We start from the raw sequence: 23,846 nt of genomic DNA on the forward strand, positions 1-23,846 counted from the left end.
GCCCTGCACCACCGCGCACGACCACGCGCGACCGCCCCGTTGGCAAGTCCCCGGCCCGGAACGGCATCCAGGAGAAAGGAACATATGCGAGTCACTCACGAGGTACCGCTGGCCCCGATGACCACGCTGGGCATCGGAGGACCGGCCGCGGCCCTCATCGAGCTGCACGACCCGGCGGACTTCCCCGAGTGCGTGATGCTTGCGGACGCCTTCCCCGGCGAGCCCGTCTGCCTGGGCGAAGGAAGCAATGTGCTGGTCGGCGACGCCGGATGCGACAGCGCCGTACTGCGGATGAGCACCAAGGGCGTGTGCATCGGCGGGAACACCGATGACGGACGGGTGCTGGTCGAGGTCCAGGCCGGTCATCTGCTCGCCGATCTGGTCGATACGGCCATCGCCGAGGGCCTCACCGGTATGGAGATGCTGGTGGGCATCCCCGGGACCGCCGGTGCCACACCGGTCCAGAATGTCGGCGCCTACGGTCAGGAGACCGCCGACACCTTGGTGCAGGTGACGGCGTGGGACTGGAAGCTGCGCCGTATGGTCACCCTGGAAGCCGCGGCCTGCGGACTGGGCCACCGCACCAGCGTCTTCAAACGCTCCCGCCGATGGACGTTGCTGAGCCTGGTCTTCGCGCTGCGCCGGTCGCAGTTGAGCGCACCGGTGACCTACCGGACGGTCGCCGCCGAACTCGATGTACCGGTCGGGAGCCGGGTGCCCCTGGACGAGGTGGCTCAGGCGGTGCTCACCGTCCGGCGGAGCAAGGGCATGGTGCTGGGCTGCAGCGGCACCGATGACCGGTCGGTCGGCAGTGTGTTCCTCAGCCCCGAGATCTCCCCCGCGCAGGCCGACGGCCTGCGGGCGCGTCACGCCCCGGTGAACCGCTTCCCGGACGGCTCGGTCCGGGTGAGTGCGAGCTGGCTCATCCGGGAGGCCGGATTCGAGCTGGGCTGCCCGGTCGTCACGGGCGTACGGATTTCCTCGCTGCACTACACCCTGGTCGCCGAGGAGGGGGCGACTGCCGCCGATTTCACCAGGGCGGTCGACATCGTGTTCCAGGAGGTTCTGCGTCGCACCGGGGTACGGCTCACCTCCGAAGTCGACATCCTTTGAACCGGACTGCCGGGCAGGAGGCGCGCCTTCTCCCGGGCAAGATCCGTGGGAAGACGGACCCCGGGGGGGCTGCCGCCGTCGGGCCGCGACGGCGGCAGCCCTCCCCGCAGGTTTCAGCCCTCGCTGGGGGAGAAACGGCCGACGGCGTCGCCGTGGGCCGTGCACTCCGTGTCGCCGTAGCGGTCGACGGAGGTGCCGGTGAGGCCGGTGAATGCGTCGTACGCGTGGTCCAGGGGCAGGTCTTTGCTCACCCTGAACCGCAGCTGCACGTGGACGGACTCGCGGGGCTTCAGCGTCTTGGGGCCGGGGATGGTGCCGCGGGCGTTTCCATCGGCCTGGCGCAGCGTCTTCCAGGCGCGCTGCGAGGTGTCCCAGTACTGCAGATCGCCGTACGGGCTCAGGTCGTGCTCGCCCTCGTTGTAGACATAACTGCCCAGCTTGGCGCTGAGTTCGAACGACTTCAGCTCCTTCGCCGAGGCGTTGGTGAGCGTGGCGGTGTAGGTCGTCCAGTCAGTGCCGAGAGTGATCGACTCGGGTATGCCGAACGTGCGGCCCACGAAGGCGTTGTCGGGGTACTGCCCGTTGCTGACGTCGGAGCACTTCGGGATTTCCGCGGCAGGGGCCGCCTGGGAGGCGGGCGCGGCGGCCATCGCCACGGGGAGCAGGGCGGCCGTCGCGGCGGAGACCGACAGGGCGCGGCGCAGTTTCATGAAGATCTCTTTTCCGGTTCTTCGGACCCTTGGAGCCTTTGTTTCCGGTGTCATCGAGTTCTCAGGCCGTGGATCCTTGGATTATCGGGTTCTTGGAGAAATGGTGGGGCTTACGCGGTGACGTCCGTGGCGCCCGGACCGGCCACGCCCTTCCGGCGGCGCACGCCGATGGCCGCACCTGCCCCGACCACCATCGCGGCTCCGCCGGCGAGAGCGATCGCCGGGAGCGCGGACGAGGAGCCGGTCGAGGCGAGGTGGGCGCCGCCCTGCGGGCTGAGGCCACCGGCGGAAGCGGAACCACCCGTACCGCCGCCGGACGCGGCACTCTGGCCGGGCTCGGCCGTGCCACCCGGCTTGCCCGGCTCACCCGGCTTGGTGGTCGGGGGCTGCGTCGGCTTCGCACCCGCGGGGAGGATGGTGAAGTCGTACCAGGCTTCCTTGGCCGAACCACAGGAGCCGTCGCGGTTGCGGTAGTCGCCGGCGGCGAGCGCGTACCCGGCGCCGGGCTTGGCGCCCTTGACCACGCGGGTGCGCAGTTGGAGCGTGAGGGTGCTGTGCGGACCGACGGCAAAGGAGCCGAACAGGCCGTCGGGCGTCGCGTCGTGGAAGGTCTTCCACCGCCCTGTCTTGGCGTCGCGGTACTCGGTCTCCAGCTCCCAGTACGGCCGGTCGACATCTTCGGCGGAGGACACGAGCAGGAAGGGCTGGACCTCCCCCAGGGGCTTGCCGGTGGTGTTGGTGAGCGTCATGGAGAAGGGGGTCCAGGCGCCGCCCGCAGCCAGCTGGGGCGGCAGCCCGTGGACGGCCGCCTGCAACTGGTCGGACTCGAACGCGCAGGACTGACCCACACCATCGGAATCGCCGGCGTCCTTGCCTCCACCGGTGGCAGCACCCGCGCCGGTGGTCCCTTCGGCGGTCCCGGCGGCTTTCGGCGGCTTCCCTGAGGCGGGACGGGCGGCCCCGTCGCGGCCCTGGGATGCCGAGCCACCGGCAGCGGCTTCGCCCGGACGCCGCGGCTCGTCCGGGTTACCCGTTCCGCCGCCGCTCGTTGCGGAATCCGCCGGCCGCTCCGCCGGTGTTGCGGCATCGGGGGAGCCGGGGGAGCCGGGCGTGCGGGGACCGGCTTCGGACACCGGCTCCGTTGCTAACGCGGCGGCGGGCGCGGCCAATACGGCGGCGGGCGCTATCACGGCAGCCGCTGCGGCGGCTGTCAGGGCGCGGCGAATCTTCATCCAGCAGACCTCTCGGATCCCACGTGCCGCCTGGGCGGCACAGGTTGACGTTCGTCATGGTCGGGCCGTGCATGACGCATGGTGTGCGTGAGTGCGCGCGCAGACATGCGCACATGCGCACACCTGCGTCTCCTACATGACCACTCGCATGGCGAAACGGTTGCATGCCCAAGTCACCGAAGTGGCACATGAGGTGGGAGGTATCCCGGGATTTCCGTCAGGGTCCGTCTTCAAAGATCATCGAGTGGTGGATCGTGGTGGGGTGATACCGCCATGAACTCCCTGACGATGAATGGGCGTTGCTCACCCCGCTGATACCGCGGGCCGTCACCGGACGGGCCACGCCGCCGACCTGACCACGTGATCGCGGACACGGCTCACCGCTCTCGCGGCTTCCGCGGTATCGCCACCCGATACGAGAAGACCACCACCTCCTACGAGCAGCGGTCACACTCGCATCACTCCTGCTCTGGGCAAGATCCGTTTGAAGACGGATCCTGGAACCCGGCAGGTGTCGGCCGGATCTCAAAGTCCGTCAGCCCCTCCGGCTCTTCCTCATGGACGGTGACGGTGTTGACGGTCGCCATCGCGGGACCCTCGTGTGCCCAGTCCACCAGCTTCTGTACGCGCTCGGGCTCCCCCTCGAACACGGCCTCCACCGTCCCGTCCGGAAGGTTCCGCACCCAGCCGGCCACGTCGAGCTCGTCGGCCGTACGCCGGCAGGTGTCGCGGAAGAACACCCCCTGCACGTCTCCGGAGGCCACCACCCGTCTGCGGATCATCCGTGCCTCACCTCGTTTGCTCGCCCCGCGGTACGAGCGCAGATATATCCCGGCCGCGTGGTCAGCGGGCGGAGCCACGCCCGGACGGCGTGCGGCTCACGGAGCGTCCGGCGGCCGCGGCGGCGCGGGCGAAGTGGGTGGCGTCGAGGACGGCCGCCCCGCCCGCATCGTTGTTGAAGTACGCGTAGACGTCGGCCCGGTCCGGCCAGGTGCCGGCAACCCGCCGTGCCCAGGTGGTGAGCGCCTGCCTGCCGTAGCGGGGCCCGGGTGCCGCACGGCCCCCGTGGAAGCGCAGATACCCCCAGTCGGCGGTCCGCCAGAGGGGCGTCACGGGCCGGGAGCCACGGTCCGCCCAGCACAGGGCTGCGCCCCGTCGCTCCAGCACGGCACGGATCTGTGTGGTCCACCACGAGGTGTGGCGAGGTTCGACCGCCACCCGCGTGCCGGCGGGGAAGCAGCCGAGGCAGGTGTCCAGCAGCCCGGCGTCCGCGCGCAGCGTGGGTGGCAGCTGGAGCAGTACGGGCCCGAGCCGCGGCCCCAGGCAGGCGGCGCGCGACATCAGCCGCCCGACCGGCTCCTGCGGATCGCGCAGCCGCTTGATGTGGGTCAGATAGCGACTGGCCTTGACGGCCATCACGAACCCGCCGGGGGTGCGGTCCCGCCAGTCCGCGAAGGTCTTCTCCTCGGGCAGCCGGTAGAAGGCGGCGTTGCTCTCGACGGTGGCGAACTGCCGCGCGTACTCCTCCAGCCACAGCCGCTGCGGCTGCTCCTGCGGGTAGAGGACACCGCGCCAGTCCTTGTACTGCCAGCCGGAGGTTCCGACGAGGACGGTCATGCCCGTATCCCTGCCCGGTCCGCGGCGGGGCCTATCCCCCTCCCGCCGGGTCGCGCCGGGTCGCGCCGGGTCCCGCCGGGGCGCGGCCGGTCCGGCCGGGGCGCGGCCAGTCCCGCCGGGTCGCGGCCAGTCCGGCCGAAGGCCGAATCAACCGGCCCATCTCCCGGACAGGAAGGTGACCGCGAAGACGGTCATCAGCGGCGCCGTGAGGCAGAGGTACCACGTGGTGAACCGTGGCCTGCGCAGGCTCCAGGCGGCCAGCAGGATCCACAGAGGCCACCACAGGAGCGTGGCGCGGGGTATGGAGGTGTACCAGTACGAGGTGCCCAGTGCCCACAGGCTGAGGCCGACATAGGCAGCCTCCGGCCAGCGGCGCTGCCGGACCAGCACCCCGACCAGCAGAATGCCGACGATCATCGCGAGCAGCTCGGCCTGGGACATCAGGGCGTACCCGGTGGGCAGTGACTCCGCAAAGGCGGCATGCCAGGTGTTCCCCCACGCTTCCCAGGGGGTGTGGAAGTCGCGGTACCAGCCACGTTCTTCGGCATGCTGCCAGGCCATCCAGTCGCCGGTGTGCATCTGCAGGTACCAGCTGTAGAGGACGGGCGGCAGTGCGGGCAGCGCCAGCCAGGGCAGCGCCCGCCACTGCCGACGGCCGCGAACGGTGACGGCGAAGTGGACGGCGAGGGCTGCGGCGAGAAAGAGGCCGCTGACCCGAACGGTGGTGGCCAGAGCGGCCAGTCCGGCCGCGGCGGGCCAGTTGTGCCGCTGGGCGGCGAGCCAGGCCGGCAGGGCGAGCGCGAGGAAGAGCGCTTCGGTGTAGCCCGCCGCCAGGAATATCGCGCACGGCGAGAGCAGAAGGAAGAGGACGGCGCGCCGGCCGGCGTTCTCGTCGGGCAGATGCAGCCGGGCGACCCGGGCGAGCGCCAGGACGGCAACGGCTCCGGAGACAAAGGAGATCAGCAGACCCGCGGTGGCCCAGTCCGGGACGACGGTATGGACGGCCCGCACGAGAAGTGGGAAGCCGGGGAAGAAGGCTTCTCTGTTGTCCCAGCCGTTCCTCCACGGCCCGGCCTGACCGGGGAAGTAGCCGTCGCGGGCGATGTGCAGGAAGTGCCCCCAGTCCCACTGCTGCCAGGGCGCAAGGAGTCCGGCGGCATGCGGGGTCTTGTGATCGTCGGGGAACAGCCAGCGGGTGCAGTAGGCGGTGGTCCAGATCCCCGCCCGGGTCAGCAGATACAGCCACAGCACCTCACGGTCCGCGGGCCCGGGGACGAAACGTGGCCGGCCACGGACCGCCTGCCGCGGACGGGGCGGATGAGAGCGGTCGAGGGCGTCGGCCGTGGCCGCTGCGCCGGAGGTGCGGGCCGGCGACGGGCGCCGCTGCGGTCCGGCAACGGGGCCTGCGGTGAGGGACGGCTGCTTCCGGCGCAGGCGTGGCGACAAGACGGGCATAGCGGGATCTCCTGCTGGGATTCGGGCGTGCGGGACCGCCCGGCGACCGGACCGCCGGGTCAGGGTGAGGACCGGGTCAGGGTGGGGAGGGGAGGGGAGGGGAGGGGGCAGCGCGGTGGGGCGGTGGACCGGGACGGGTCAGCGCGGTGGGGCGGTGGACCGGGACGGGTCAGCGCGGTGGGTCGGTGGACGGAGGGGTGCCGTGCGTGGGGGTGGCGGACGAGCCCTGGGCGCCCTGGCCGCTCCGGGGCAGCGACGTGGTGGGCACTCCCGTCGAGCTACGGCCGGGGACAGGAACATCCGTCGCGGCAGAGGTGCTGCGGGGCGACGTCGGTGCGGAGGTCGGCGTGGGACTCGGCTTGGAGGGAGAAGGGGTGACGGCAGGGACGGTGGTGTCCGAGTCGCCGGGCAGGAGGGCGGCCGCGGCCGCGCCGGTGCCGGCGAAGACCAGGCAGGCGCCGACGACGAGCGCGGCGATCCGGCGCCGGCGCACCCGCTCCCCGCTCCGGGTGACGAGCGAGACCGGTGCGGGGCACGCACGGGACTGCCCGGTGGAGGCGGCTTCCTCGAACAACGACCGCAGCGGGTCATGGGGTTCAGGCACCGGGGGCCTCCTCGATTCGCGGGTCCTGCAGACGAAGGGAGAGTGCGGTCCGGCCCCGGACCAGATGCGTCTTGACGGTGCTGGCGGACAGCCCGGTCTCCCCCGCGATCTGTTCGACGGTCAGGTCGCACACGTAATGCAGCGCCATGGTCCGGCGCTGCTTGGCCGGCAGCTGCCGCAGCGCCTCCACCAGCGCCACGGACTCGGGGCCGGGGCCTTCGACATGCGGCGGGGCGCCGCTACGCTGCCACGCATCCGCGGTACGGCGCCGTACGCGCCACCGGCTCACCGCCAGGTGCCAGGCAACTGTGCGGATCCACGCCTCGGGCTGACGGTTCCGGTCGAGCTGGCGTCGTCGGCTCCAGCCTTTGACGAACGCCTCGTGCACCACGTCCTGCGCCTCTTGCTGATCGCCGAGCATCACGTACAGCTGCCCGGTCAGCCGGGCGACCGTCTGCGCGTAAAACTCTTCGAACTCCTCGACGGTCAACAGCCACTCCCCGGATCTTTTCGGTCTCACCAGGCATACGCCTGGCGCACCGCATCCGGTCGACACCGGATGCAAAGATCTCGGCGTGACGGTCGTCACAGGTCACGGCGGGCCTGACACGCCCGCCCCTTCCTGACCTCAACCCCTCGTCCTGTACGGGTCGACCGGGAACGACGGAAGGAGAACCGCCTCCGTCACCTCGCGTCCGCTACCTCGCGCACGGGCGGACGGACGGCAGACGGCAGACGGCAGACGGCAGACGGCAGACGGCAGACGGCAGACGGATCATGCCGCCGCGAGGGATCGCAGCCGCCGGTGCGAGCGGCGAAGAATGAAGCGCCCCGCCCGGATCGGCCCATGGCCGCGGCGCCTCCACCCGACATGCCCGGCCGCGGCCGGCACGATCCGGCTCACGCCACCGCCCGCGCCCCGCCTGCCCGGCTTCCCCCCTCACCCTGATCCCGGTCCCGGTCCCGGACTCGATCCCGGTCCCGGTCCCGGTCCCGGTCCCGATGAATCGGTGTCCGTGAGCCGGTCAGCGGGGCGCCTGTGCCGCCCCGTCGTGCCGCGACGATCTCGGCCGCGATGGACAGGGCGGTTTCCTCGGGGGTGCGGGCGCCGAGGTCGAGGCCGATCGGCGAGTGGAGGCGGGCCAGTTCGGGAGCGGTGACGCCGGCTTCGCGGAGCCTGCGGTTGCGGTCTTCGTGGGTGCGGCGCGAGCCCATCGCGCCGATGAAGGCGACCGGCAGCCGCAGGGCCACCTGCAGCAGGGGAATGTCGAATTTGGCGTCGTGGGTGAGCACGCACAGGACGGTGCGGCCGTCGGTCTCGGTGCGCTGGAGGTAGCGGTGCGGCCAGTCGACCACGATGTCGTCGGCCTCCGGGAAGCGGACCCGGGTGACGAAGACGGGGCGGGCGTCGCACACGGTGACGTGGTAGCCGAGGAACTTGCCCGTACGCACCAGCGCCGCGGCGAAGTCGATGGCGCCGAAGACGATCATGCGGGGTGGTGGCGCGCTCGACTCGACGAACAGCGTCAGGCCGGCCGCACCGCACGATTCGCCCTCCGGGACGGTGAGCGCGCCGGTGCGGCCCGCGTCCAGCATGGCGCGGGTCTCCGCCACCGCCGTGCGGTCCAGCTCAGGATGCCCGCCGAGACCGCCTTCGTACGAGCCGTCGGGGTGGACGAGCAGTGCCCGGCCGAGCAGTTCGGCCGGCCCCCGGGCCACCCGGGCGACTGCCGCCGGCTCTCCCCCGGCGGCGGCCGACAGCGCCGCCGCGAACACCGCGCGGCCCGGCGCTTCCGCCGTCACCGGAGTGACCAGGACCTCGATGACCCCGCCGCAGGTCAGTCCCACCGCAAAGGCGTCCTCGGCGCTGTAGCCGAACCGTTCCAGCAGCGTCGCGCCGTCCTGGAGCGCCTGGGTGCACAGGTCGTACACCGCGGCTTCCACACAGCCGCCGGAGACCGAGCCGATCGCCACGCCCCGGCTGTCGACGGCGAGGGCGGCGCCGGGGCTGCGCGGCGCGCTGCCGGCGACGGCCACGACGGTGGCGACGGCGAAGTCCCGCCCCTCCGCCATCCATCGGTTCAACTCGTCGGCGATGTCCAGCATCTGGTCTCCTCGTGGTTCCTGGGCTGGTGCGGGCTCCGCCGTACGGCGGGACAGGAGCGGGCCGCCGGCCCCCGGGCCCGGCCCCCGGGCGTCCGTGCGGGCTCAGCCGGTCCCGCCGCCCCCGATTCCCTCCCCGGGCCCGGCCCCGATTCCGTCCTCCATCCCGGCCCCGGTTCCGGCCCCGATCCCGGCCAGCAGGACACGGTCCGGGCGGAGCGGCAGGTGGCGGTGGCGTACACCGGTCGCGTGCCAGACCGCATTGGCGATGGCCGCCGCGACTCCCACGATCCCGATCTCGCCGATGCCCTTGATCCCGACCGGGTCGTCCTCGTCCGGGTCGTCCACCCAGTCCGCCTCGATGAGCGGTACATCGGCGTTCGCGGCGAAGTGGTAGCCCGCGAGGTCGGCACCGACATGGCCGCCCGACGCCTGGTCCCTGGCCGCTTCCTCGTGCAGCGCCATGGACAGGCCCCAGGTCATTCCGCCGATGAACTGGCTGCGCGCGGTCAGCGGGTTGATGATCCGGCCCGCGGCGAACATGCCGAGCATCCGCCGTACGCGTACCTCGCCGCTGGCGGCATCCACCGCCACCTCGGCGAACTGTGCCCCGTAGGAATGCCGTTCCTTCGCCGCCAGTGCGCCGATGGCCGCGCCGGTGTCCGACCGTGCCGTGATGCCCTGCGGCGGGATGGCACCGCCCAGCGCCAGCCGCTCCCGCAGCTCGCCCACCGCAGCCGTGATCGCCCAGGCCCAGGAGCGGGTGCCCATCGAGCCGCCGGCGAGTATCGCCGGGCCGAAGTCACTGTCGGCGATCCGCATCCGGATGCGCGCCGGTTCCACCTCCAGCGCGTCCGCGGCGATCAGGACCAGCGCGGTGCGCGCCCCGGTCCCCACGTCCGCCGCGGTGATCCGTACGGTGAAGGTCCCGTCCGCCTCGGCCGTCACGGCTGCCGTGGACCGGGCGGCCCGCGAGGGGAACGCGGCGGCGGCCGTACCGGTGCCGAGCAGCCAGCGCCCTTCGCGTCGCAGGCCGGGGCGCGGGTCCCGGTCGGCCCAGCCGAACCTGCGGGCGCCTTCCTGGAAGCAGGCGAGCACCTTGCGGCCGCTGAACGGAAGACCGGAGACCGGCCCCACGTCCGGTTCATTGCGTGCCCGCAGCGCGATCGGGTCCAGGCCGCACTTCTCGGCGAGTTCGTCGAGTGCGGACTCCATCGCGAACGAGCCCGGCGCCAGCCCCGGCGCGCGCATCCAGCTCGGGGTCGGCACGTCGAGCGGGACGACGCGGTTGACGGTGTGGTGCGCGTCGGCGTCGTACATCGCCCGCCCGAAATCGGCGCTCCGCTCGACGAATTCACGCACGGTCGAGGTGAGAGAGACCGCCTGGTGGTCGAGCGCCCGCAGCCGCCCGTCGGCATCGGCGCCGAGCCGGACCCGCTGCACCGTGGGGCTTCGGTAGCCGACCACGGAGAACATCTGACGGCGGGTCAGGACGACCCGGACCGGGCGGTGGAGGACGGTCGCCGCCATCGCGGCCAGCACTGCGTGCGGGCGGGTCGCCTTGGCCCCGAAGGCGCCGCCGACGTGTTCGGACCGCACCCGCACCGAGGCCGGGTCGAGCGAGAACAGCTGGGCGAGCTCCTCCGCCACGAACCTGCTGCCCTGATTGGAGTCGACGACTTCGAGCCGTCCGCTGTCCCAGCGCGCCATCGCCGCGTGCGGCTCCAAGGGGCTGTGGTGCTCTTCCGGAGTGGTGTACTGCGTGTCCACGGCGACGGCGGACGCCGCGAATGCGGCCGCCAGGTCCCCCTTCTCCGTCTCCGCGGCCGCGTTGGGGGAGTTCTCCGGTGTGTACGTACCGGGGCGCCCGGCCGAGAACGCGACATCGTGCGGTTCCCGGTCGTAGCGAACGGCCAGCGCTTCGGCCGCTTCCCTGGCCTGCTCGGGGGTTTCGGCGACGACCAGCGCCACCGGCCAGCCGACGTACGGCACCCGGTCGTGCTGGAAGACCTGGAGGACCGGGTCGGGCGCCCCGAGCGAGCCCGTGTAGTCCCCGTTGAGACGCGGGGCGTTGCCGTGGTGCAGAACGGCGAGGACGCCGGGCATCGACCGTACGGGGGCGGACTCCACGGACCGGATGCGACCGCGGGCGATGGTGGACAGCACCAGCCAGCCGTGGGCGAGTTCGGCGAACGGGATCTCCCCCGCGTAGCGCGCCGTGCCGGTGACCTTGTCCCGGCCTTCCAGGCGGGTGTGGGCGGTGCCGGAGGCCCGTGCCACCCGCACGGTGTCCGTTGTCGTGGTCATCGCGCGGCCTCCTCGGCGAGTTCGGTCAACACGGCCACGACGAGATTGCGCATCAGTGTCACCTTGTATCCGTTGTGGGGCAGCGTCTCGGCGGCGGCCAGCTCGGCATCCGCGGCGGCGGCGAAGGCTTCGGCGTTCGCCGGGCCCCCGGTCAGCGCCCGCTCGGCCTCCCGGGCCCGCCACGGCCGGGACGCCACCGCCCCGAAGGCGAGGCGTACTTCGCGTACGGCTGCGTCCCGGACATCGAGGGCGGCGGCGATCGACCCGATCGCGAAGGCGTAGGAGGCGCGCTCGCGCACCTTCCGGTAGCGGGAGACGGCAGCGACGGGAGCCGGCGGCAGGGTGAGGCCGGTGATCAGTGCGCCGGGCGGCAGCGCGGTTTCCAGGTGCGGGGTGTCGCCCACCGGCAGATAGAACTCCGCAAGTGGCAACTCCCCCGGGCCGTCTGCCGTTTCGAACCGGACGACGGCGTCGAAGGCGGTGAGCGCCACCCCCATGTCCGACGGGTGGACGGCCACACAGTGCTCGGAGGCGCCGAGGATCGCATGGTTGTGGTGTTCGCCCTCGATGGCGGGACAGCCGCTGCCCGGGACGCGCTTGTTGCACGGCTTGGTCACGTCGGTGAAGTAGCCGCAGCGGGTGCGCTGGAGCAGATTCCCGCCGACCGTGGCCATATTGCGCAGCTGTCCCGAGGCACCGGACAGCACGGCCTGTGCCAACGCCGGGTAATGGCGCCGTACTTCGGGGTGGGCGGCGAGCTCGCTGTTGGTGACGGTCGCACCGATGTGCAGACCGCCGCCGTCCGCGGCCTCGATCCGGCCGAGGGGCAGTTCACGTACGTCGATGAGCTGCGCGGGCCGTTCCACCCCGGCCTTCATCAGGTCGACGAGGTTGGTGCCGCCGCCGAGGCAGCGCGCATCGGGATCGGCGCCGAGCAGCGCGACCGCGCCGGGGACGTCGAAGGCGCGCTGATAGCCGAATTCCCTCATGCCGTCATCTCCACATCTTCCGTGCCGGCAGGGCCACCGGCCTGCCGTGACGGGGGAGCAGACGGCGCCGCCCCGGCCTCGGCCGCCTGCGCGACCGCCTGCACGATCGATACATACGCGCCGCAGCGGCACAGATTGCCGCTCATCCGCTCCCGGATCTCGTCGGCGGTGAGCGGCGGCACTCCCGCCTCGGGCCGTACGTCATCGGTCACGGCACTCGGCCAGCCCGCGGCGTGCTCCTCGATCACCGCGATGGCCGAGCAGATCTGCCCCGGTGTGCAGTAGCCGCACTGGTAGCCGTCGAGATCGAGGAACGCCTGCTGCACCGGATGCAGCCGCTCCCCCTCCGCCACGCCCTCGATGGTGGTGATCACCCGCCCCTCGGCAGCCACCGCGAGCTGGAGGCACGAGACGACCCGGCGCCCGTCGAGCAGCACCGTACAAGCGCCGCACTGGCCGTGGTCACAGCCCTTTTTGGTGCCGGTGAGATCGAGATGGTCGCGCAGTGCGTCGAGCAGTGTGGTGCGGTGGTCGACGGGCAGCGAGTGCTTCTCGCCGTTGATGTTCAAGGTGATGGCGCTGGACGTCGATAGGGCCATGATCAGCCTTCTTTCGCGTATGCCGCGCAGGTGAGGCGCGGCGGGCTTCGGGGCGCGGGCCCTGATGCCGACGTGGCAAGGTCCGGAGGCCGAGCAGTCGCTGTCACGCGGGAGCGAGAGCGTCGGGCGAGACGGTCCCGGAGACGGTTCGGGAGCGGTTGAGGAGGAGACAGCGTGGTGCGCAGCGGCGTCAGCTCGGGCGCCGACGGAGTGCATGGTGGGCGAGGAGCGGGTCATGGTGGCCACCGGTCGTCCACAGCAGCCGCAACTGCCGCTATGGTGAGCCTAAGCGGACAACTGTCCATTACCTTGTAAACCTACCGGACAGCTGTCCGGTTAGCAAGCCGGTTCTGCGTGATTCCGGAAGGAGGACGAGTGCAGCAGAAGAAGGACGCACCATTGCGCTCGGACGCGCAACGGAACCGCGAACGCATCCTCGAAGTGGCCCTGGCGGAGCTGACCCGCTGCGCCGACGCCCCGCTCAGCTCGATCGCGAAAAAGGCAGGCGTCGGGCAAGGGACCTTCTACCGCAACTTCCCCAATCGGGAGTCGCTGGTACTGGAGGTCTACCGCTACGAAGTCCAGCAGGTCGCCGACACCGCGGCCCAGCTGCTGGAGAGCCGCTCCCCCGACCGGGCCCTGCGGGAGTGGATGGACCGCCTCGCCCAGTACGCCATGGCCAAGGCCGGCCTGGCCGACGCGATGCGCCGGGCCACCGCCGAGCAGCACACCCTGGCCGGCCTGGGACACGGCCCCGTCACCTCAGCCGTCACCCTCCTGCTGACGGCGAACGCAGAGGCCGGCACCATCCGACCGGGGGTGACCCCCGAGGACTTCCTGCTCGCCATCGCAGGCCTGTGGCAGATCGATCCCCACGGTGACTGGCAGTCGCGCGCCGAACGCCTCCTGGACCTCGTCATGGACGGACTGCGCGCCGGCGCTCCCGGGAAGTGAGTCCGTACCCGGGGCGTGAGTCCGCGCCCCGGGGCATGGGCCCGTACCCGGGGCATGAGTCCGCACCCGGGTCGTCGGCCGTGCCCGGCCGCAAGCGCCTCGAAGAAGCCCCTGACGCCTCTTCAGGTCCAGGGATTCGATCATGCGGGGGACGCCCCGGAGCCGTCCGTGGGCCGGTTCACGGCGTGCGCGGCAACAAGCAGCATCCTGCAGGTATGGACACATATCCGCGTTCGTGGGCCGCGAACCGGCCCGTCACCTCGCCGTTCGCGCGCCCCCACGGCACACGCGGGCGCCTCGCCGGGCGGTTCATGCGCTGGACCAACAGACAGGACGACGTGGTCGACGCCCTGGACGTCCAGCCGGGAGACCGGGTTCTGGAGGTGGGGTACGGACCCGGTGGGCTGGTACGGCTGCTGGTCGCCCGGACCGAGGCCGCCGTCATCCGGGGCGTGGATCCCTCACCCGAGATGCGCCATGCCGCCGCCAGGGCCAACCGCGGTGCGGTCCGCGCCGGCCGGGTCCTCCTGACCCTCGGTACGGCGGACCGCACCGGCCTCGCCGACCGGAGCATGGACCGTGTCGCGTCGGTCAACAACGTGGGCATCTGGCCCGATCTGGACGCCGGGCTGCGGGAGCTGCACCGCGTCCTGCGCCCAGGAGGCACGGTGGTGATCGCGTGGCACGGCGGGGTGTCCCCGGGGCCTCTCACCCGGCGACTGCGGCTGCCCGAAGACAAGCTCACCCGCGTCGAAAGCACTCTGAGGAAGCACTTCACCGACGTCACCCGCACCGACCGGCAAAGCCTCGTCGTCTACAAGGCCGTGCGGTGAAACGCGTCGGGTGTCGGGTGACGGGTGACGGGTGACGGGTGTCCAGTGTCCGGCCGGCCGAAGCGTGGAATGCGCCCCCGCCACCACCCGTGGGACGCCCGCGCCACCGGCCGCGAGATGGTCCGGGTGCCGGTCGCCGTAACGGGCGGTACGGGCGTAGGGGTGGTTGTAGGAGTGGTCGTAGGAGTGGTCGTCTCTTCAGGCCGCGGAGGTGCCGTGATGGGTGAGGGAGGCCGACACACCGCGGAAGGGGAATTCCTCAAGGGCCGACGCGGCGAGCTGAGCCCCCGGACGGCCGGACTCCCCACCACCGGGGCGGCGACACCTCAGAATCGGTCCGGGAACTTGACGACGACCACGAGAAGCCCCACCAGCGCCGCCGCCACCAGCAGACCCACCACACGCTCCACGCTCACGACACCACCACCGGCATCAACACTCCGCGCATCACGGTCCTCCTCGATTCTCCGCGCACCCCCGAACGACTCCTCAACATTTCTCCACCGTGTCTCCCGACGTGGCGCCGCACGAAGACCGACGCCGGTCCCTTAACGGAATCCGAACGGCACATACGCCCGACCGGTGCAGTCCGGCACGCAGTACCGTCCTGGGCGCGAGCGCGCCGGCCATCGTCATGGAGTCGTCATGGTCTCCGCTCCCCGCGTCAGGGAAACGCCAACAAGCCGCGACCGCTGCGCCGGCGGTATTTCGATGAGGCGAGACATGAACGCGACAGAGGAGGACGAGGAGCGTGGCCCCATGAACAGACCGGGCGGTCGGCGCGTCGTGGCCGGCGTGAGCGGTTCGCTGGGGAGTCTGACGGCCCTGCACCGGGCCGCTGCCGAGGCCCGTCGTACCGGCGCGGAACTGTGGGCCGTAGCGGCCTGGGAACCGCCCGGCGGCGAAATCACCCACCGCGGCGGCCCTTGCCCGGAACCCATGGCCGCATGGCGCCGGATGGCGGGCGAGCGCCTGCTGGAGGCTCTCGACACCGCCTTCGGCAGCACTGCCCCCGGGGTGCCACTGGAGCGCGTGGTCATCCTCGGCAAACCGGGACGGGTACTGGTGGAGACCGCCGATCAGGCCGGTGATCTCCTGGTACTCGGCGCCGGAGCCCGCGGCCCGCTGCGCCGGGCGCTGTGGCCCTCCGTCGCCCGGTACTGCGTCGCACGCGCCCACTGCCCGGTCCTTACCGTGCCCCCCTCGCCTCTGCACCACACACTCGATGCCGTACACCGCCGCAATACATGGAAACTTCCGCTCAGCACAAAGGAGTTGGCGGACTGACGGTGCCGCCTTCAGCGCCGCGCACCTCGCCGAACCGAACGCGAGCGGACCGCAGCATCTGGCACCGGCACCGGGTCTACCCCTGGGTCTGGGGCCTGGGCCTGGGCCTGCCCGCGAGCCTGGCCCGCCCCTCGACACCGGCGGACGCACCCTTCACCCCGCTGTCTAACATGGGGGCGTGATGCGCCAGCGCCGGCACAACCGGCATGACCGGTACGAAGTGCCGCCGCCCGCCCGTCGGTGGCGTGCGCTGCTGGTGCTCGGACTGCTGGCTGGTCTGTTGGGCATGCACGCACTCGGTCCCGCCCTCGCCGCGCCACCGCGTCCGCACGCACACCGTATGGCCGTCACGGCGACCGCTCATGGGCACTGCCATGGAACGGATGACTGCGGCGGCAGCGGGCACGTCCATCACGCGGATCCGACATGCGCTTCCGGTGCGCTGGACGGACCGCCGACGCCCCACGCCCTGGTCCGTTCCCCGCTCAGCCCCGTACGCCCTGCTCAGCCGGCAGGCGCGGGCGAGCAGACGGGCCAGGACGGCGGGCGAGCACCGCCATCTCTTGCCGAACTTCAACTCCTGCGGATTTAGGAAGGCCCGGACGGCACGCATCCCCCACCGGGGGCCGGTGCCGCCCACTGGCATGTCTTCCGACACCACTTCTCAGGAGTTCACATGGAGCCCATCCGTCCCCTCGCACGCCGCATCGCACTCGTTGCGGCAACCGCCCTCTCCGCCGTGGCACTGGCCGCATGCGGCAAGAGCGACGTCGCCGCCCCCACCGGCCACAACTCCCCGTCGAAGCCTGCCTCCTCCGGCGCGCCGATCCCGTCCGGCAAGCACAACGCCGCCGACGTGGCGTTTGCGAAGGGCATGATCCCGCACCACCGGCAGGCCGTCGAAATGGCCGATCTGGCCGCCTCCCGAGCCTCGTCGAGCCAGGTCAAGGCACTCGCCGTCAAGATCAAGAAGGCCCAGGACCCGGAGATCAGGACCCTGTCCGGGTGGCTGGCCGCCTGGGGCGGGCAAGTGCCCGAGGAGATGCCCGGCATGGATCACTCGTCCCACACGGCCATGCCCGGCATGGACCACTCGTCCCACACAGCCATGCCCGGCATGAGGGACACGAAGGAGATGGACTCGCTCAAGAGGAAGTCGGGCAGGGCCTTCGACACCTCCTTCCTGGAGATGATGGTCGGGCACCACCAAGGCGCGGTGAAAATGGCCGCCGTCGAGAAGGACAAGGGTGCCTACGGCCCGGCGAAGGTGCTGGCCGACTCCGTCATCAAGAGTCAGAGCGCGGAGATCGCGCAGATGAACAAGCTGCTCGGCAAGGGCTGACCGCCGGCAGCGCCCCGTACGGTCTGACCGTGGTCCGCCGACAGCCACCACGCTGCCGGCGGACCACGGTCATGCCTCGGAGCCCTGCTCGATGCACAGCGCCGGAGCGGGCATCTCCCGGACCGGGATACGGGGAGCACGGGATGCGGGAGCCGACGGTGGCATGCGCGCGGCAGGAGGCCAGGTCCGCGGGTGGTCGGGGCCGTGGAAGCTGCTCCGGTCGACGATCGCCTCGTCCAGGTGACGGAGCCCCTCGTCGAGTTGACCGTCCCACGCGAGGAACCTCCCCCGCTGATGGCGGGTGCTCCGCGTGCGTGAACGCAACCTCCGGTCCACCACGTACGCCGGCGATCAGGACTTGCGGCGATACCGCCCGTCATACGCGCGGCCTGAACACATCGGCGCCTTTCACCTTTTGCGGCATTTTCGAGGACCCGTCGTTGCTGATCCATTACCTTGCGTAAGTGATGGTCCGATCGGGTATTCCACCGGTCATTCAGCATGTGAGGAGACTCCTGAGTGAAGCGAACCCGCACCTTCCGCACGGTATTTGCCGCCCTCGGCATCGCCGTGGCCATGGCGACGGCCCCCGCCGCGGCTGCCGCCCCGCACCACCCGGACCGGGGCCGTCCGTCCGCTCCGCCGCGGCCCGCACCCTGCACCGGGGAGTACCACGGCGAGGCCCGCTTGGGGCCGGAGTCGCTGCCGAAGAAGTGGCAGGCACCGGTGGGCCCGCTCCTGAACGGGTGGAAGCGGACCGGGGCGCTGACGCCTTCGGCCTTCCTCCAGAAGTACTGGCAGGGTCCCGCGGACAGCGGCAGCTGGAAGTACCCGCCGAACGACGGGTTCGCGGAGGTCAACGGCGAGATCGACAAGGAACCCACAAAGCTCCGCGCGGGCGAGCGGCTCGACCGTTTCGGATCCGAGTACGGCTCCTATCTGGCGCCGGCCGGTGACCGGTACGCCGCGCGGGCACTGCCCCCGCAGAACCTCAACACGCGTGCGGCGACGGCACCGTGCGACTACCACGTCTACAAGGTCACCAAGCCGCTCTGGGTATGGGAGGGCAGCATCGCCCCCTGGTTCGAGCAGCCGGGCGGAGGTGAGCAGATCAAGCTCGATCCCGTGTTCCTCAACCCCGGTGAAGGACAGCGACTGAACGTGAAGTGGCTGCTGGAGCACGGCTACCTCGCCTCGGTGCAGCCGTAGCGCAGCCGTGGACCGCCGCGAACTGCGCGCCGCCCTGGATGCGGCTGGGGTGGCCAACGGCTACTACCGCATCGAAGGTGTCCATGAACCCGGCCCCACGCCCCCCGACTTCCTTTTTCTGCGGAGAGCTCGGGACGGAGCGTGGGAGACCGGGGCCTACGAACGTGGCACCTGCCAGACCATCTCGCGCCATCCGAGCGAAGAGGCGGCCTGCGCCCATCTGTTGCGGCTGCTGATATGAATCCTGACGCGCGAAGCCGACCAGCCGACCAGCCGGCTACCGGGATTTCGCCGGCCATCGCCTGCACGTGTGCCGAGTGCACCTCAGGGAGTGCCGACCCTTGGCCGCCTGGGGATCGGGGGCAGGGTGGAAAGCCCGGCCGAAGGAAGCACCGGGAACACCGGGAGCCCCGGGAGTACCGGGAGCACCACGGTGCTCGGCGAGCGGACCTCAGCCGGCCGCGTGCCGGGACAGCCAGGCCCGGTCGGTCTTTCCGTTGGAGCTGAGCGGAAACCGGTCGAAGACCCGGCACCGGTCGGGCACGCGTGCCGGGTCCAGCAGCCCGCCGAGGTGGCGCAGCACCTCGGCGGGCGTCAGTGTCGTGACCACGCAGAGCAGCATGTCGCGGCGGTCGGTCGGGGGCAGCAGCACCGCGTGGCTCACCCCTGGTATGTCCCGGGCGGCGGACTCGATCTCGGCCGCGCTGGTGCGCACGCCGTGGCGCTTGAACATGCCGTCGCCGCGACCGTGGAAGGAGAGATAGCCGTCGCCGTCGAGGTGTCCAAAATCCCCGGTGTGCAGCCACACCTCGCCGGTGTCCAGGTCGGTCCTGAAGCGCGCGGCGGTCTGCTCGGGTGCCCGCCAGTACCCGGCCATCACGTGCGGTCCGCTGACCACGATCTCGCCCGTCTCGCCGGGTCCGGCGGGGCAGCCGTCGGCGGCCAGGATGCGGATGCGGGTGCCGTCGAGCGCGCGGCCCACGGAGCCAGGCCTGCGCAGGTCGCCGTCGGCCTCCAGTATGGAGATCCGCTTGCACTCGGTGGTTCCGTACATCAACTGGATGCCCGCGCGGGGGAAGTGCTCGCGCAGTTGGGCGAGCACTTCCCGGGGGAGCTCTTCACCGGTGTTGGTGAACAGGCGGATCCGGCTCGGTCCGGGGTCGCGCCGGGCACTGTGCAGGAGCATCGTCGCGAGCGAGGGCACCAACGGCACCACGGTGGCGCCGCACTCCCGCGCGACGGCGGCCAGCCGCAGATCCGCCGCCTGGGAGAGCAGCACCAGCCGGGCCCCTGCCAGAGCGCACAGGAAGACCTGGTAGAGGCCGTAGTCGAAGGCGAGGGGCAAGCGGCAGAGGACGACGTCGTCCGCCTGGTAGCGCAGCCGCGCCGCGACGGCCCGTGCCGCCCACAGCACCCGCTCGTGCGGAGAGACGACCGCTTTGGGCGCGGCGGTGCTGCCGGAGGTGTAGATCAGCAACGCCGCGTCCGCCGGGGCGACTTCGGCTTCGGCACAGGGGTCCGGCATCGGGCCGTCCGTTCGCCGGAGCTCTGCCCAGAGGTCCTGGGGGCTCCACACCGTGGCCGCTGCCGGGCCGGGAGGCATCCGGTCAGTGATGATCAGGCGGGGTTCGGCGTCCCCGATGACCTGGCCCAGCTGGTATGCCGTGATCGCGGGGCCGAGCGGTACGAAGACCGCCCCCGCCCGCAGACAGCCGTAGAGCATGGCGACGAATTCGCGGCGCACGGCGGCGTGCACCACCACACGGTCCCCCGCGGACACGCCCGTGCGGCGCAGCCATCGGGCGAACCTCCGGCTGTGGTGGGCGAGTTGGGAGTAGCTCCAGTCCCCGTGGTCGTCGGTCACGGCGGCCTCACCACCGTGTGCAGCCGCAGCGTGGTCCAGTACGTCGATGACATGGCGGAGGGCCGGCCCCTGCCGCGCCTCGGCGGTCACGGTGTCGGCTCCTGGGAGAACAGCGGGCTCAGGACCGACCACAAGGTGCTTGCGGTGCGGAAGGTCTCGCGGTGGAGGCTTTCGTCCGGGAACCGCACATCATATGCCTGTTCCAGGGTGCTCAGCAGCTCGACCGCGGCCATGGAGTCGATGCCGAGGCCGACGAGCTCGGCATCGGGCGGTAGCGGCTCGTCCGGGGAGAGATAGGGCAGCGCAGCGCGCAGCAGTGCCTCGAACCGGTCATCCCACGGCATCGTCTTCCCACTCCCTGTCGACAGGCACACGTATCAGCTCCAGGCGGGACGCGGAGACAACGCTCCGTCCGCGTACCACCAGTTCGGTCGGGGCAGGCCTGCCGAGGAAGCCGAGCAGGCCGGTGGTCAGGCCGTAGGCGCCGACGTTCGGGATGGCGATCCGGTCGCCGGGCCGCAGTCGCGGTACCGGCACGTCCCGCCCGAGCAGGTCGGCCGGTGTGCACAGCGGCCCGACGACACGGGCCGACGTCATGGCCGGGCCGACGCCCTGGGCTCCGTCGGACGTGCCGGCTGCCCGCGGCATACCGACAGGCTCCACGGACAGCGGAAGCAGCCTCCCCGTCCCCGAGAGTCCTCCGAGCGCATTGATCCCCGCGTCGAGCACGATGAACTGCTTTCCCCTGCTGTTCTTGACCTCGGTGACGGTACAGATCAGCGTGCCGCAGTCGGCGACGAGATATCTGCCGGACTCGAAGGCGATCGCGGGGGCGCCCGTGCTCCAGCCGGGGAACCGCAGGTCGAGTTCCTGCCGGAGTGCCTGCGCCAGGCCGGGGTAGCCGGGCCGCCGGCCGGACTGCGTGTAGGGAGCGGCGAACCCGCCGCCGAGGTCCAGCATCCGCGGTGCGAGCCCGTACCGTTCACACACCGCGGCGGCAGTCGTGATGCTGCGCCGGAGTTCTCGGATCAGGCTCGGTTCGTCCACGGCGTTGGTCATCGAGAACAGGTGGAGTCCGGTGAGGTCGATCGCCGGACACCCCGCGGCCGCTGCGACCGCGGGACCGAGGAGTTCCACGTCGATCCCGAACTGCGAGGGCGAACCGGTCATATGCATGCCGCCGGCCGGGGCCGCACGCTCTCCGTTCACGCGCAGCAGCACACCGGCCCGGCGGCCCTGGGCGGCCGCGATGCGGTCGATCCGCCGCAGTTCGTGCACCGATTCCACGGAGAAGTCGAGGACGCCGTGCCGCACGGCGTGCGCGATCTCCCCATCCGTCTTCCCGGGGCCCGTGTACAGGCATTCGGCGCCGCGGAACCCGGCACCGAGCGCCCCGGCCAGCTCTCCCGTCGAGCTGATCTCCGCGCGGCAGCCGGCGGTCCGCAGCGCGCGTACGACGTCGTCGTGCGGGTTGGCCTTGAGGGAGTAGTAGACGAGGCTCGGAGCCGGCAGCGCCGCGCGCAGGTCCCCCGCGGCGGCCGCCACCCGGTCCAGGTCGTACACGTACACAGGGCCGGGGTAGCGCCGGGCCAGCTGCTCGTCCCACGTCGCGGCGCCGGGGTCAGTCATGCGCATCGAAGCGGTCACGCAGGGCCGACAGGAACGCCCCGTAGGGCGTGCTGCCGGGCGGCTGCCCGTCCAGGACGTCCGCGAGCATGATGCGGTGCCGGGGCTCGGCCCGGCTCACCCGGACGCTGTTGGTGACGTCCGGTACCGGGCAGGTCACCAGGTGGCTGGTGCGGATGCCGTCGGCGTCGTTCAGCGCACGGGCCAGGGCCACGCACTTGATCTGCTGCACATTCTCGACCACCAGTACATGTGCGGTGTCGACGTCCGCCAGCGCCTCGATGACGGGCCGGCGGTAGTGCGAGATGTTGGACCGGTAGTAGTCGTACAGATAGGTGAAACGGGTCCCCCGTGGATACGGGATGTCATCGGCGAGGCGGTGCAGGCCGTCGAGGCCGCCCTGGGCGACACGATCGTGGTCCGCCGCAGTCTGTTCGCCGAGGGTGGCCCATGCGACCGGCTCACCGGTGCGTACGAACGTCGCGTCGACCTGGCCCCGCGCCCAACGGGCCCCGAGGCCGGCGACGTGCTCGGCGACCCGTCGCCAGTCCGCGCACCGGTCCTCGCCGCCGGGCACCAAGTGCGTTTCCTCCCCGCTCCCGAGGAAGCTGACCATCGGCAGTCCGAGCGCCTCTGCCACATGGAGCCCGATCAGGAGGTCGCCGGCGACGGAAGCGGTGAGAGCGGATACCCGCCCTGACGAGTGGTCGATGCACGGCGAGGCCAGCACACAGGTGGCAGCGCGCCAGTCAGCGGCGCCCAGCAGACCGACCACGGGCACCTGTGTGCTGATCTCGTCGTCCGCCGGGCGCAGCCCGAGCTGCCGGAGGTGGCGCTCGCGGCCGGGGTACATGCCGTGCATCGCGTCGGCGACCCAGGCCAGTGGGCCGTAGGAACCCTGTACAAGGGGGTGGCTCATCAGGAAAGACCTCCGCCTCTCAGCTGTCGTAGGTGGCGGCGACATGACGCGCGCCCCGTCCGCGCTCCGACGCCGCTGTCCGGTGGCGGTCGAACCTGACGCGCTCGCCGAGCAGGTCCCTGGTGGCCGCGCAGACCGGCCAGGCCACGTCGACACGCGGGATCGCGCGCGAGGCGAGGGCGTCCTTGAGCGGCCCGCTGCCACCGAGCAAGTCGTAGGTCGCGATACCGCTGGCGTGCCACCGGCGGTGGAGTCCGATGGTGGTCAGGAACGCGCCGGGAGAGAGCCTGGCGAAGCTCTCGGCGTAGGAACTCTGCATGCCGTAGACCACGTCGCCGACACGCATTTCCAGGAAGTACGCGGCCGGTTCGCCCCCGGCCGTCGCGAGGGTGAGCAGGCAGTCGTCCCGCCTCAGCAGCGAGCGGTAGAACGCCAGCTCCCCCTGGTCGAGACGGGTGCCCTGGCGCGCTTTCCAGGACCGTTGCTCCAGGTACTCCACCACGTCGATCGCGGCATCGTCACGAACCGTGGTCACCTCGAATGCACGGTCCCAGCGCCGGACCCGGCGCCAGAATGTCCGGCCGAAATGCCGTTGTGCTCCGAGCAGCATTCCCTCGCCGTTGTCCTGCCAGTCCATGACCGGATTCGGCAGACGTGCAACCACGGCGGTGTCCGGCTGATGGGCCAGGCTCCTGATGACCGGGGCGTCCCGTTCCGTCTCGTGCAGATGAACGGCCTTGGCGCCGATTGTCTCCACGGCCCGGAGCAGCTGCGCGCGCAGCAGGTCCGCGTCGTGGAAGGGCTGGTTGGACAGAAAAGGCTCGCGGGGTATGAGCGTGCTGATGACGCCGTTCCGCCGGTGCCGCAGGACACCGACGGACAGTCCGCCGTCCCCCTCGATGACCAACAGCGCCACCTCATTGCGCCCGACGGCTTCGAGGCGCGCGGCGAGGGCGGCCGGCTGCCAGTACGGCAGGTGCGCGCCGCCCGACCACAGGTCGTTCACCTCGGACGAGCACAGCAGTCCGAGGATCGCCTCGGGCGTCACGAGCAGGCTCACTTTCATCGCACGCTCCCGCGGTG

General features: G+C 71.4%; 26 protein-coding genes. 8 read left to right on the forward strand and 18 right to left on the reverse strand.

Annotated elements, in window-relative coordinates:
- Positions 1–84 precede the first annotated feature (84 nt).
- Positions 85–1,113, forward strand: coding sequence for a UDP-N-acetylmuramate dehydrogenase (locus ACWGJY_RS07675; RefSeq protein ID WP_453259869.1), 1,029 nt, complete (start codon positions 85–87; stop codon positions 1,111–1,113).
- Positions 1,114–1,226: 113 nt separating this feature from the next.
- Here ACWGJY_RS07675 and ACWGJY_RS07680 read toward each other — a convergent pair whose 3' ends face one another.
- From ACWGJY_RS07680 to ACWGJY_RS07730, 11 genes are all read right to left on the reverse strand, one after another.
- The gene (locus tag ACWGJY_RS07680; RefSeq protein ID WP_453259870.1) at positions 1,227–1,823 is read right to left on the reverse strand and encodes a hypothetical protein; all 597 of its coding nucleotides are present in this window, start codon (positions 1,821–1,823) and stop codon (positions 1,227–1,229) included.
- Between the two features lie 110 nt (positions 1,824–1,933).
- Entirely contained in the window at positions 1,934–2,671 is a 738-nt protein-coding gene (locus ACWGJY_RS07685) for an LPXTG cell wall anchor domain-containing protein (protein WP_453259871.1), read from the reverse strand.
- 842 nt (positions 2,672–3,513) lie between these two features.
- A complete protein-coding gene (locus ACWGJY_RS07690; RefSeq protein WP_453259872.1) occupies positions 3,514–3,837 on the reverse strand; it encodes an acylphosphatase in 324 nt (107 codons plus the stop codon).
- Between the two features lie 61 nt (positions 3,838–3,898).
- Positions 3,899–4,672 (reverse strand): DUF72 domain-containing protein, encoded by a 774-nt coding sequence (locus ACWGJY_RS07695; protein WP_453259873.1) that lies wholly within the window; start codon positions 4,670–4,672, stop codon positions 3,899–3,901.
- Between the two features lie 147 nt (positions 4,673–4,819).
- Positions 4,820–6,127 carry a mannosyltransferase family protein gene (locus ACWGJY_RS07700; protein WP_453259874.1) on the reverse strand — a complete coding sequence of 436 codons (1,308 nt, stop codon included), beginning with the start codon at positions 6,125–6,127 and terminating at the stop codon, positions 4,820–4,822.
- Positions 6,128–6,296: 169 nt separating this feature from the next.
- Positions 6,297–6,731: a hypothetical protein gene (locus ACWGJY_RS07705; RefSeq protein WP_453259875.1), complete on the reverse strand. Its 435-nt coding sequence runs from the start codon at positions 6,729–6,731 to the stop codon at positions 6,297–6,299.
- On the reverse strand, positions 6,724–7,221 hold the full coding sequence (locus tag ACWGJY_RS07710) for a SigE family RNA polymerase sigma factor (RefSeq protein ID WP_453259992.1): 498 nt from the start codon (positions 7,219–7,221) through the stop codon (positions 6,724–6,726). The genes ACWGJY_RS07705 and ACWGJY_RS07710 overlap by 8 nt, the downstream gene beginning before the upstream one ends.
- Before the next feature lie 410 nt (positions 7,222–7,631).
- Positions 7,632–8,837 (reverse strand): XdhC family protein, encoded by a 1,206-nt coding sequence (locus ACWGJY_RS07715; protein WP_453259876.1) that lies wholly within the window; start codon positions 8,835–8,837, stop codon positions 7,632–7,634.
- Positions 8,838–8,939: 102 nt separating this feature from the next.
- The gene (locus ACWGJY_RS07720) at positions 8,940–11,141 is read right to left on the reverse strand and encodes a xanthine dehydrogenase family protein molybdopterin-binding subunit (RefSeq protein ID WP_453259877.1); all 2,202 of its coding nucleotides are present in this window, start codon (positions 11,139–11,141) and stop codon (positions 8,940–8,942) included.
- The gene (locus tag ACWGJY_RS07725) at positions 11,138–12,130 is read right to left on the reverse strand and encodes an FAD binding domain-containing protein (RefSeq protein ID WP_453259878.1); all 993 of its coding nucleotides are present in this window, start codon (positions 12,128–12,130) and stop codon (positions 11,138–11,140) included. The genes ACWGJY_RS07720 and ACWGJY_RS07725 overlap by 4 nt, the downstream gene beginning before the upstream one ends.
- The gene (locus ACWGJY_RS07730; protein WP_453259879.1) at positions 12,127–12,729 is read right to left on the reverse strand and encodes a 2Fe-2S iron-sulfur cluster-binding protein; all 603 of its coding nucleotides are present in this window, start codon (positions 12,727–12,729) and stop codon (positions 12,127–12,129) included. Before ACWGJY_RS07730 ends, ACWGJY_RS07725 begins: the two co-directional genes overlap by 4 nt.
- Before the next feature lie 375 nt (positions 12,730–13,104).
- On the opposite strand from ACWGJY_RS07730, the gene ACWGJY_RS07735 reads away from it, so the two are divergent.
- Positions 13,105–13,683, forward strand: a complete 579-nt coding sequence (locus ACWGJY_RS07735) for a TetR/AcrR family transcriptional regulator (RefSeq protein WP_453259880.1) — start codon at positions 13,105–13,107, stop codon at positions 13,681–13,683.
- 215 nt (positions 13,684–13,898) lie between these two features.
- On the forward strand, positions 13,899–14,516 hold the full coding sequence (locus tag ACWGJY_RS07740; RefSeq protein ID WP_453259881.1) for a class I SAM-dependent methyltransferase: 618 nt from the start codon (positions 13,899–13,901) through the stop codon (positions 14,514–14,516).
- A 326-nt stretch (positions 14,517–14,842) separates the two neighbouring features.
- Here the strand turns inward: ACWGJY_RS07740 and ACWGJY_RS07745 are convergent, their stop codons facing one another.
- Positions 14,843–14,932: a K(+)-transporting ATPase subunit F gene (locus tag ACWGJY_RS07745; RefSeq protein ID WP_128510807.1), complete on the reverse strand. Its 90-nt coding sequence runs from the start codon at positions 14,930–14,932 to the stop codon at positions 14,843–14,845.
- 307 nt (positions 14,933–15,239) lie between these two features.
- Here ACWGJY_RS07745 and ACWGJY_RS07750 point away from each other — a divergent pair, with 307 nt between their 5' ends.
- From ACWGJY_RS07750 to ACWGJY_RS07760, 3 genes are all read left to right on the forward strand, one after another.
- Entirely contained in the window at positions 15,240–15,803 is a 564-nt protein-coding gene (locus ACWGJY_RS07750) for a universal stress protein (RefSeq protein ID WP_453259882.1), read from the forward strand.
- Positions 15,804–15,984: 181 nt separating this feature from the next.
- A complete protein-coding gene (locus ACWGJY_RS07755; RefSeq protein WP_453259993.1) occupies positions 15,985–16,395 on the forward strand; it encodes a DUF6153 family protein in 411 nt (136 codons plus the stop codon).
- 84 nt (positions 16,396–16,479) lie between these two features.
- On the forward strand, positions 16,480–17,145 hold the full coding sequence (locus ACWGJY_RS07760; RefSeq protein ID WP_453259883.1) for a DUF305 domain-containing protein: 666 nt from the start codon (positions 16,480–16,482) through the stop codon (positions 17,143–17,145).
- 69 nt (positions 17,146–17,214) lie between these two features.
- On the opposite strand, the gene ACWGJY_RS07765 is transcribed toward ACWGJY_RS07760, so the two are convergent.
- Positions 17,215–17,469 (reverse strand): tetratricopeptide repeat protein, encoded by a 255-nt coding sequence (locus ACWGJY_RS07765; protein WP_453259884.1) that lies wholly within the window; start codon positions 17,467–17,469, stop codon positions 17,215–17,217.
- A gap of 252 nt (positions 17,470–17,721) precedes the next feature.
- Here ACWGJY_RS07765 and ACWGJY_RS07770 point away from each other — a divergent pair, with 252 nt between their 5' ends.
- On the forward strand, positions 17,722–18,354 hold the full coding sequence (locus tag ACWGJY_RS07770) for a TNT domain-containing protein (RefSeq protein WP_453259994.1): 633 nt from the start codon (positions 17,722–17,724) through the stop codon (positions 18,352–18,354).
- Positions 18,355–18,361: 7 nt separating this feature from the next.
- Positions 18,362–18,595, forward strand: coding sequence for a hypothetical protein (locus ACWGJY_RS07775; protein WP_453259885.1), 234 nt, complete (start codon positions 18,362–18,364; stop codon positions 18,593–18,595).
- A gap of 210 nt (positions 18,596–18,805) precedes the next feature.
- Here ACWGJY_RS07775 and ACWGJY_RS07780 read toward each other — a convergent pair whose 3' ends face one another.
- Genes ACWGJY_RS07780 through ACWGJY_RS07800 form a run of 5 tightly spaced genes read right to left on the reverse strand, consistent with a single transcriptional unit; the run spans position 18,806 to position 23,829 of the window.
- Positions 18,806–20,308, reverse strand: coding sequence for a class I adenylate-forming enzyme family protein (locus tag ACWGJY_RS07780; RefSeq protein WP_453259886.1), 1,503 nt, complete (start codon positions 20,306–20,308; stop codon positions 18,806–18,808).
- On the reverse strand, positions 20,305–20,562 hold the full coding sequence (locus tag ACWGJY_RS07785) for an acyl carrier protein (RefSeq protein ID WP_453259887.1): 258 nt from the start codon (positions 20,560–20,562) through the stop codon (positions 20,305–20,307). Before ACWGJY_RS07785 ends, ACWGJY_RS07780 begins: the two co-directional genes overlap by 4 nt.
- Positions 20,549–21,847 carry a type III PLP-dependent enzyme gene (locus tag ACWGJY_RS07790; protein WP_453259888.1) on the reverse strand — a complete coding sequence of 433 codons (1,299 nt, stop codon included), beginning with the start codon at positions 21,845–21,847 and terminating at the stop codon, positions 20,549–20,551. The genes ACWGJY_RS07785 and ACWGJY_RS07790 overlap by 14 nt, the downstream gene beginning before the upstream one ends.
- Entirely contained in the window at positions 21,840–22,763 is a 924-nt protein-coding gene (locus tag ACWGJY_RS07795; RefSeq protein ID WP_453259889.1) for a hypothetical protein, read from the reverse strand. Before ACWGJY_RS07795 ends, ACWGJY_RS07790 begins: the two co-directional genes overlap by 8 nt.
- Positions 22,764–22,782: 19 nt before the next feature.
- Positions 22,783–23,829, reverse strand: a complete 1,047-nt coding sequence (locus tag ACWGJY_RS07800) for a GNAT family N-acetyltransferase (protein ID WP_453259890.1) — start codon at positions 23,827–23,829, stop codon at positions 22,783–22,785.
- Between the last annotated feature and the right edge of the window lie 17 nt (positions 23,830–23,846).

This window comes from Streptomyces sp. NPDC054765 (assembly GCF_053612065.1).

Bases quoted from the DNA above. Each gene is read 5' to 3' on its own strand.
- ACWGJY_RS07675 (WP_453259869.1), top strand. From the start codon at position 85: ATGCGAGTCACTCACGAGGTACCGCTGGCCCCGATGACCACGCTGGGC.
- ACWGJY_RS07680 (WP_453259870.1), bottom strand. From the start codon at position 1,823: ATGAAACTGCGCCGCGCCCTGTCGGTCTCCGCCGCGACGGCCGCCCTG.
- ACWGJY_RS07690 (WP_453259872.1), bottom strand. From the start codon at position 3,837: ATGATCCGCAGACGGGTGGTGGCCTCCGGAGACGTGCAGGGGGTGTTC.
- ACWGJY_RS07695 (WP_453259873.1), bottom strand. From the start codon at position 4,672: ATGACCGTCCTCGTCGGAACCTCCGGCTGGCAGTACAAGGACTGGCGC.
- ACWGJY_RS07700 (WP_453259874.1), bottom strand. From the start codon at position 6,127: ATGCCCGTCTTGTCGCCACGCCTGCGCCGGAAGCAGCCGTCCCTCACC.
- ACWGJY_RS07715 (WP_453259876.1), bottom strand. From the start codon at position 8,837: ATGCTGGACATCGCCGACGAGTTGAACCGATGGATGGCGGAGGGGCGG.
- ACWGJY_RS07720 (WP_453259877.1), bottom strand. From the start codon at position 11,141: ATGACCACGACAACGGACACCGTGCGGGTGGCACGGGCCTCCGGCACC.
- ACWGJY_RS07725 (WP_453259878.1), bottom strand. From the start codon at position 12,130: ATGAGGGAATTCGGCTATCAGCGCGCCTTCGACGTCCCCGGCGCGGTC.
- ACWGJY_RS07730 (WP_453259879.1), bottom strand. From the start codon at position 12,729: ATGGCCCTATCGACGTCCAGCGCCATCACCTTGAACATCAACGGCGAG.
- ACWGJY_RS07740 (WP_453259881.1), top strand. From the start codon at position 13,899: ATGGACACATATCCGCGTTCGTGGGCCGCGAACCGGCCCGTCACCTCG.
- ACWGJY_RS07750 (WP_453259882.1), top strand. From the start codon at position 15,240: ATGAACGCGACAGAGGAGGACGAGGAGCGTGGCCCCATGAACAGACCG.
- ACWGJY_RS07755 (WP_453259993.1), top strand. From the start codon at position 15,985: ATGCGCCAGCGCCGGCACAACCGGCATGACCGGTACGAAGTGCCGCCG.
- ACWGJY_RS07760 (WP_453259883.1), top strand. From the start codon at position 16,480: ATGGAGCCCATCCGTCCCCTCGCACGCCGCATCGCACTCGTTGCGGCA.
- ACWGJY_RS07770 (WP_453259994.1), top strand. From the start codon at position 17,722: ATGGCGACGGCCCCCGCCGCGGCTGCCGCCCCGCACCACCCGGACCGG.
- ACWGJY_RS07785 (WP_453259887.1), bottom strand. From the start codon at position 20,562: ATGCCGTGGGATGACCGGTTCGAGGCACTGCTGCGCGCTGCGCTGCCC.
- ACWGJY_RS07790 (WP_453259888.1), bottom strand. From the start codon at position 21,847: ATGACTGACCCCGGCGCCGCGACGTGGGACGAGCAGCTGGCCCGGCGC.
- ACWGJY_RS07795 (WP_453259889.1), bottom strand. From the start codon at position 22,763: ATGAGCCACCCCCTTGTACAGGGTTCCTACGGCCCACTGGCCTGGGTC.
- ACWGJY_RS07800 (WP_453259890.1), bottom strand. From the start codon at position 23,829: ATGAAAGTGAGCCTGCTCGTGACGCCCGAGGCGATCCTCGGACTGCTG.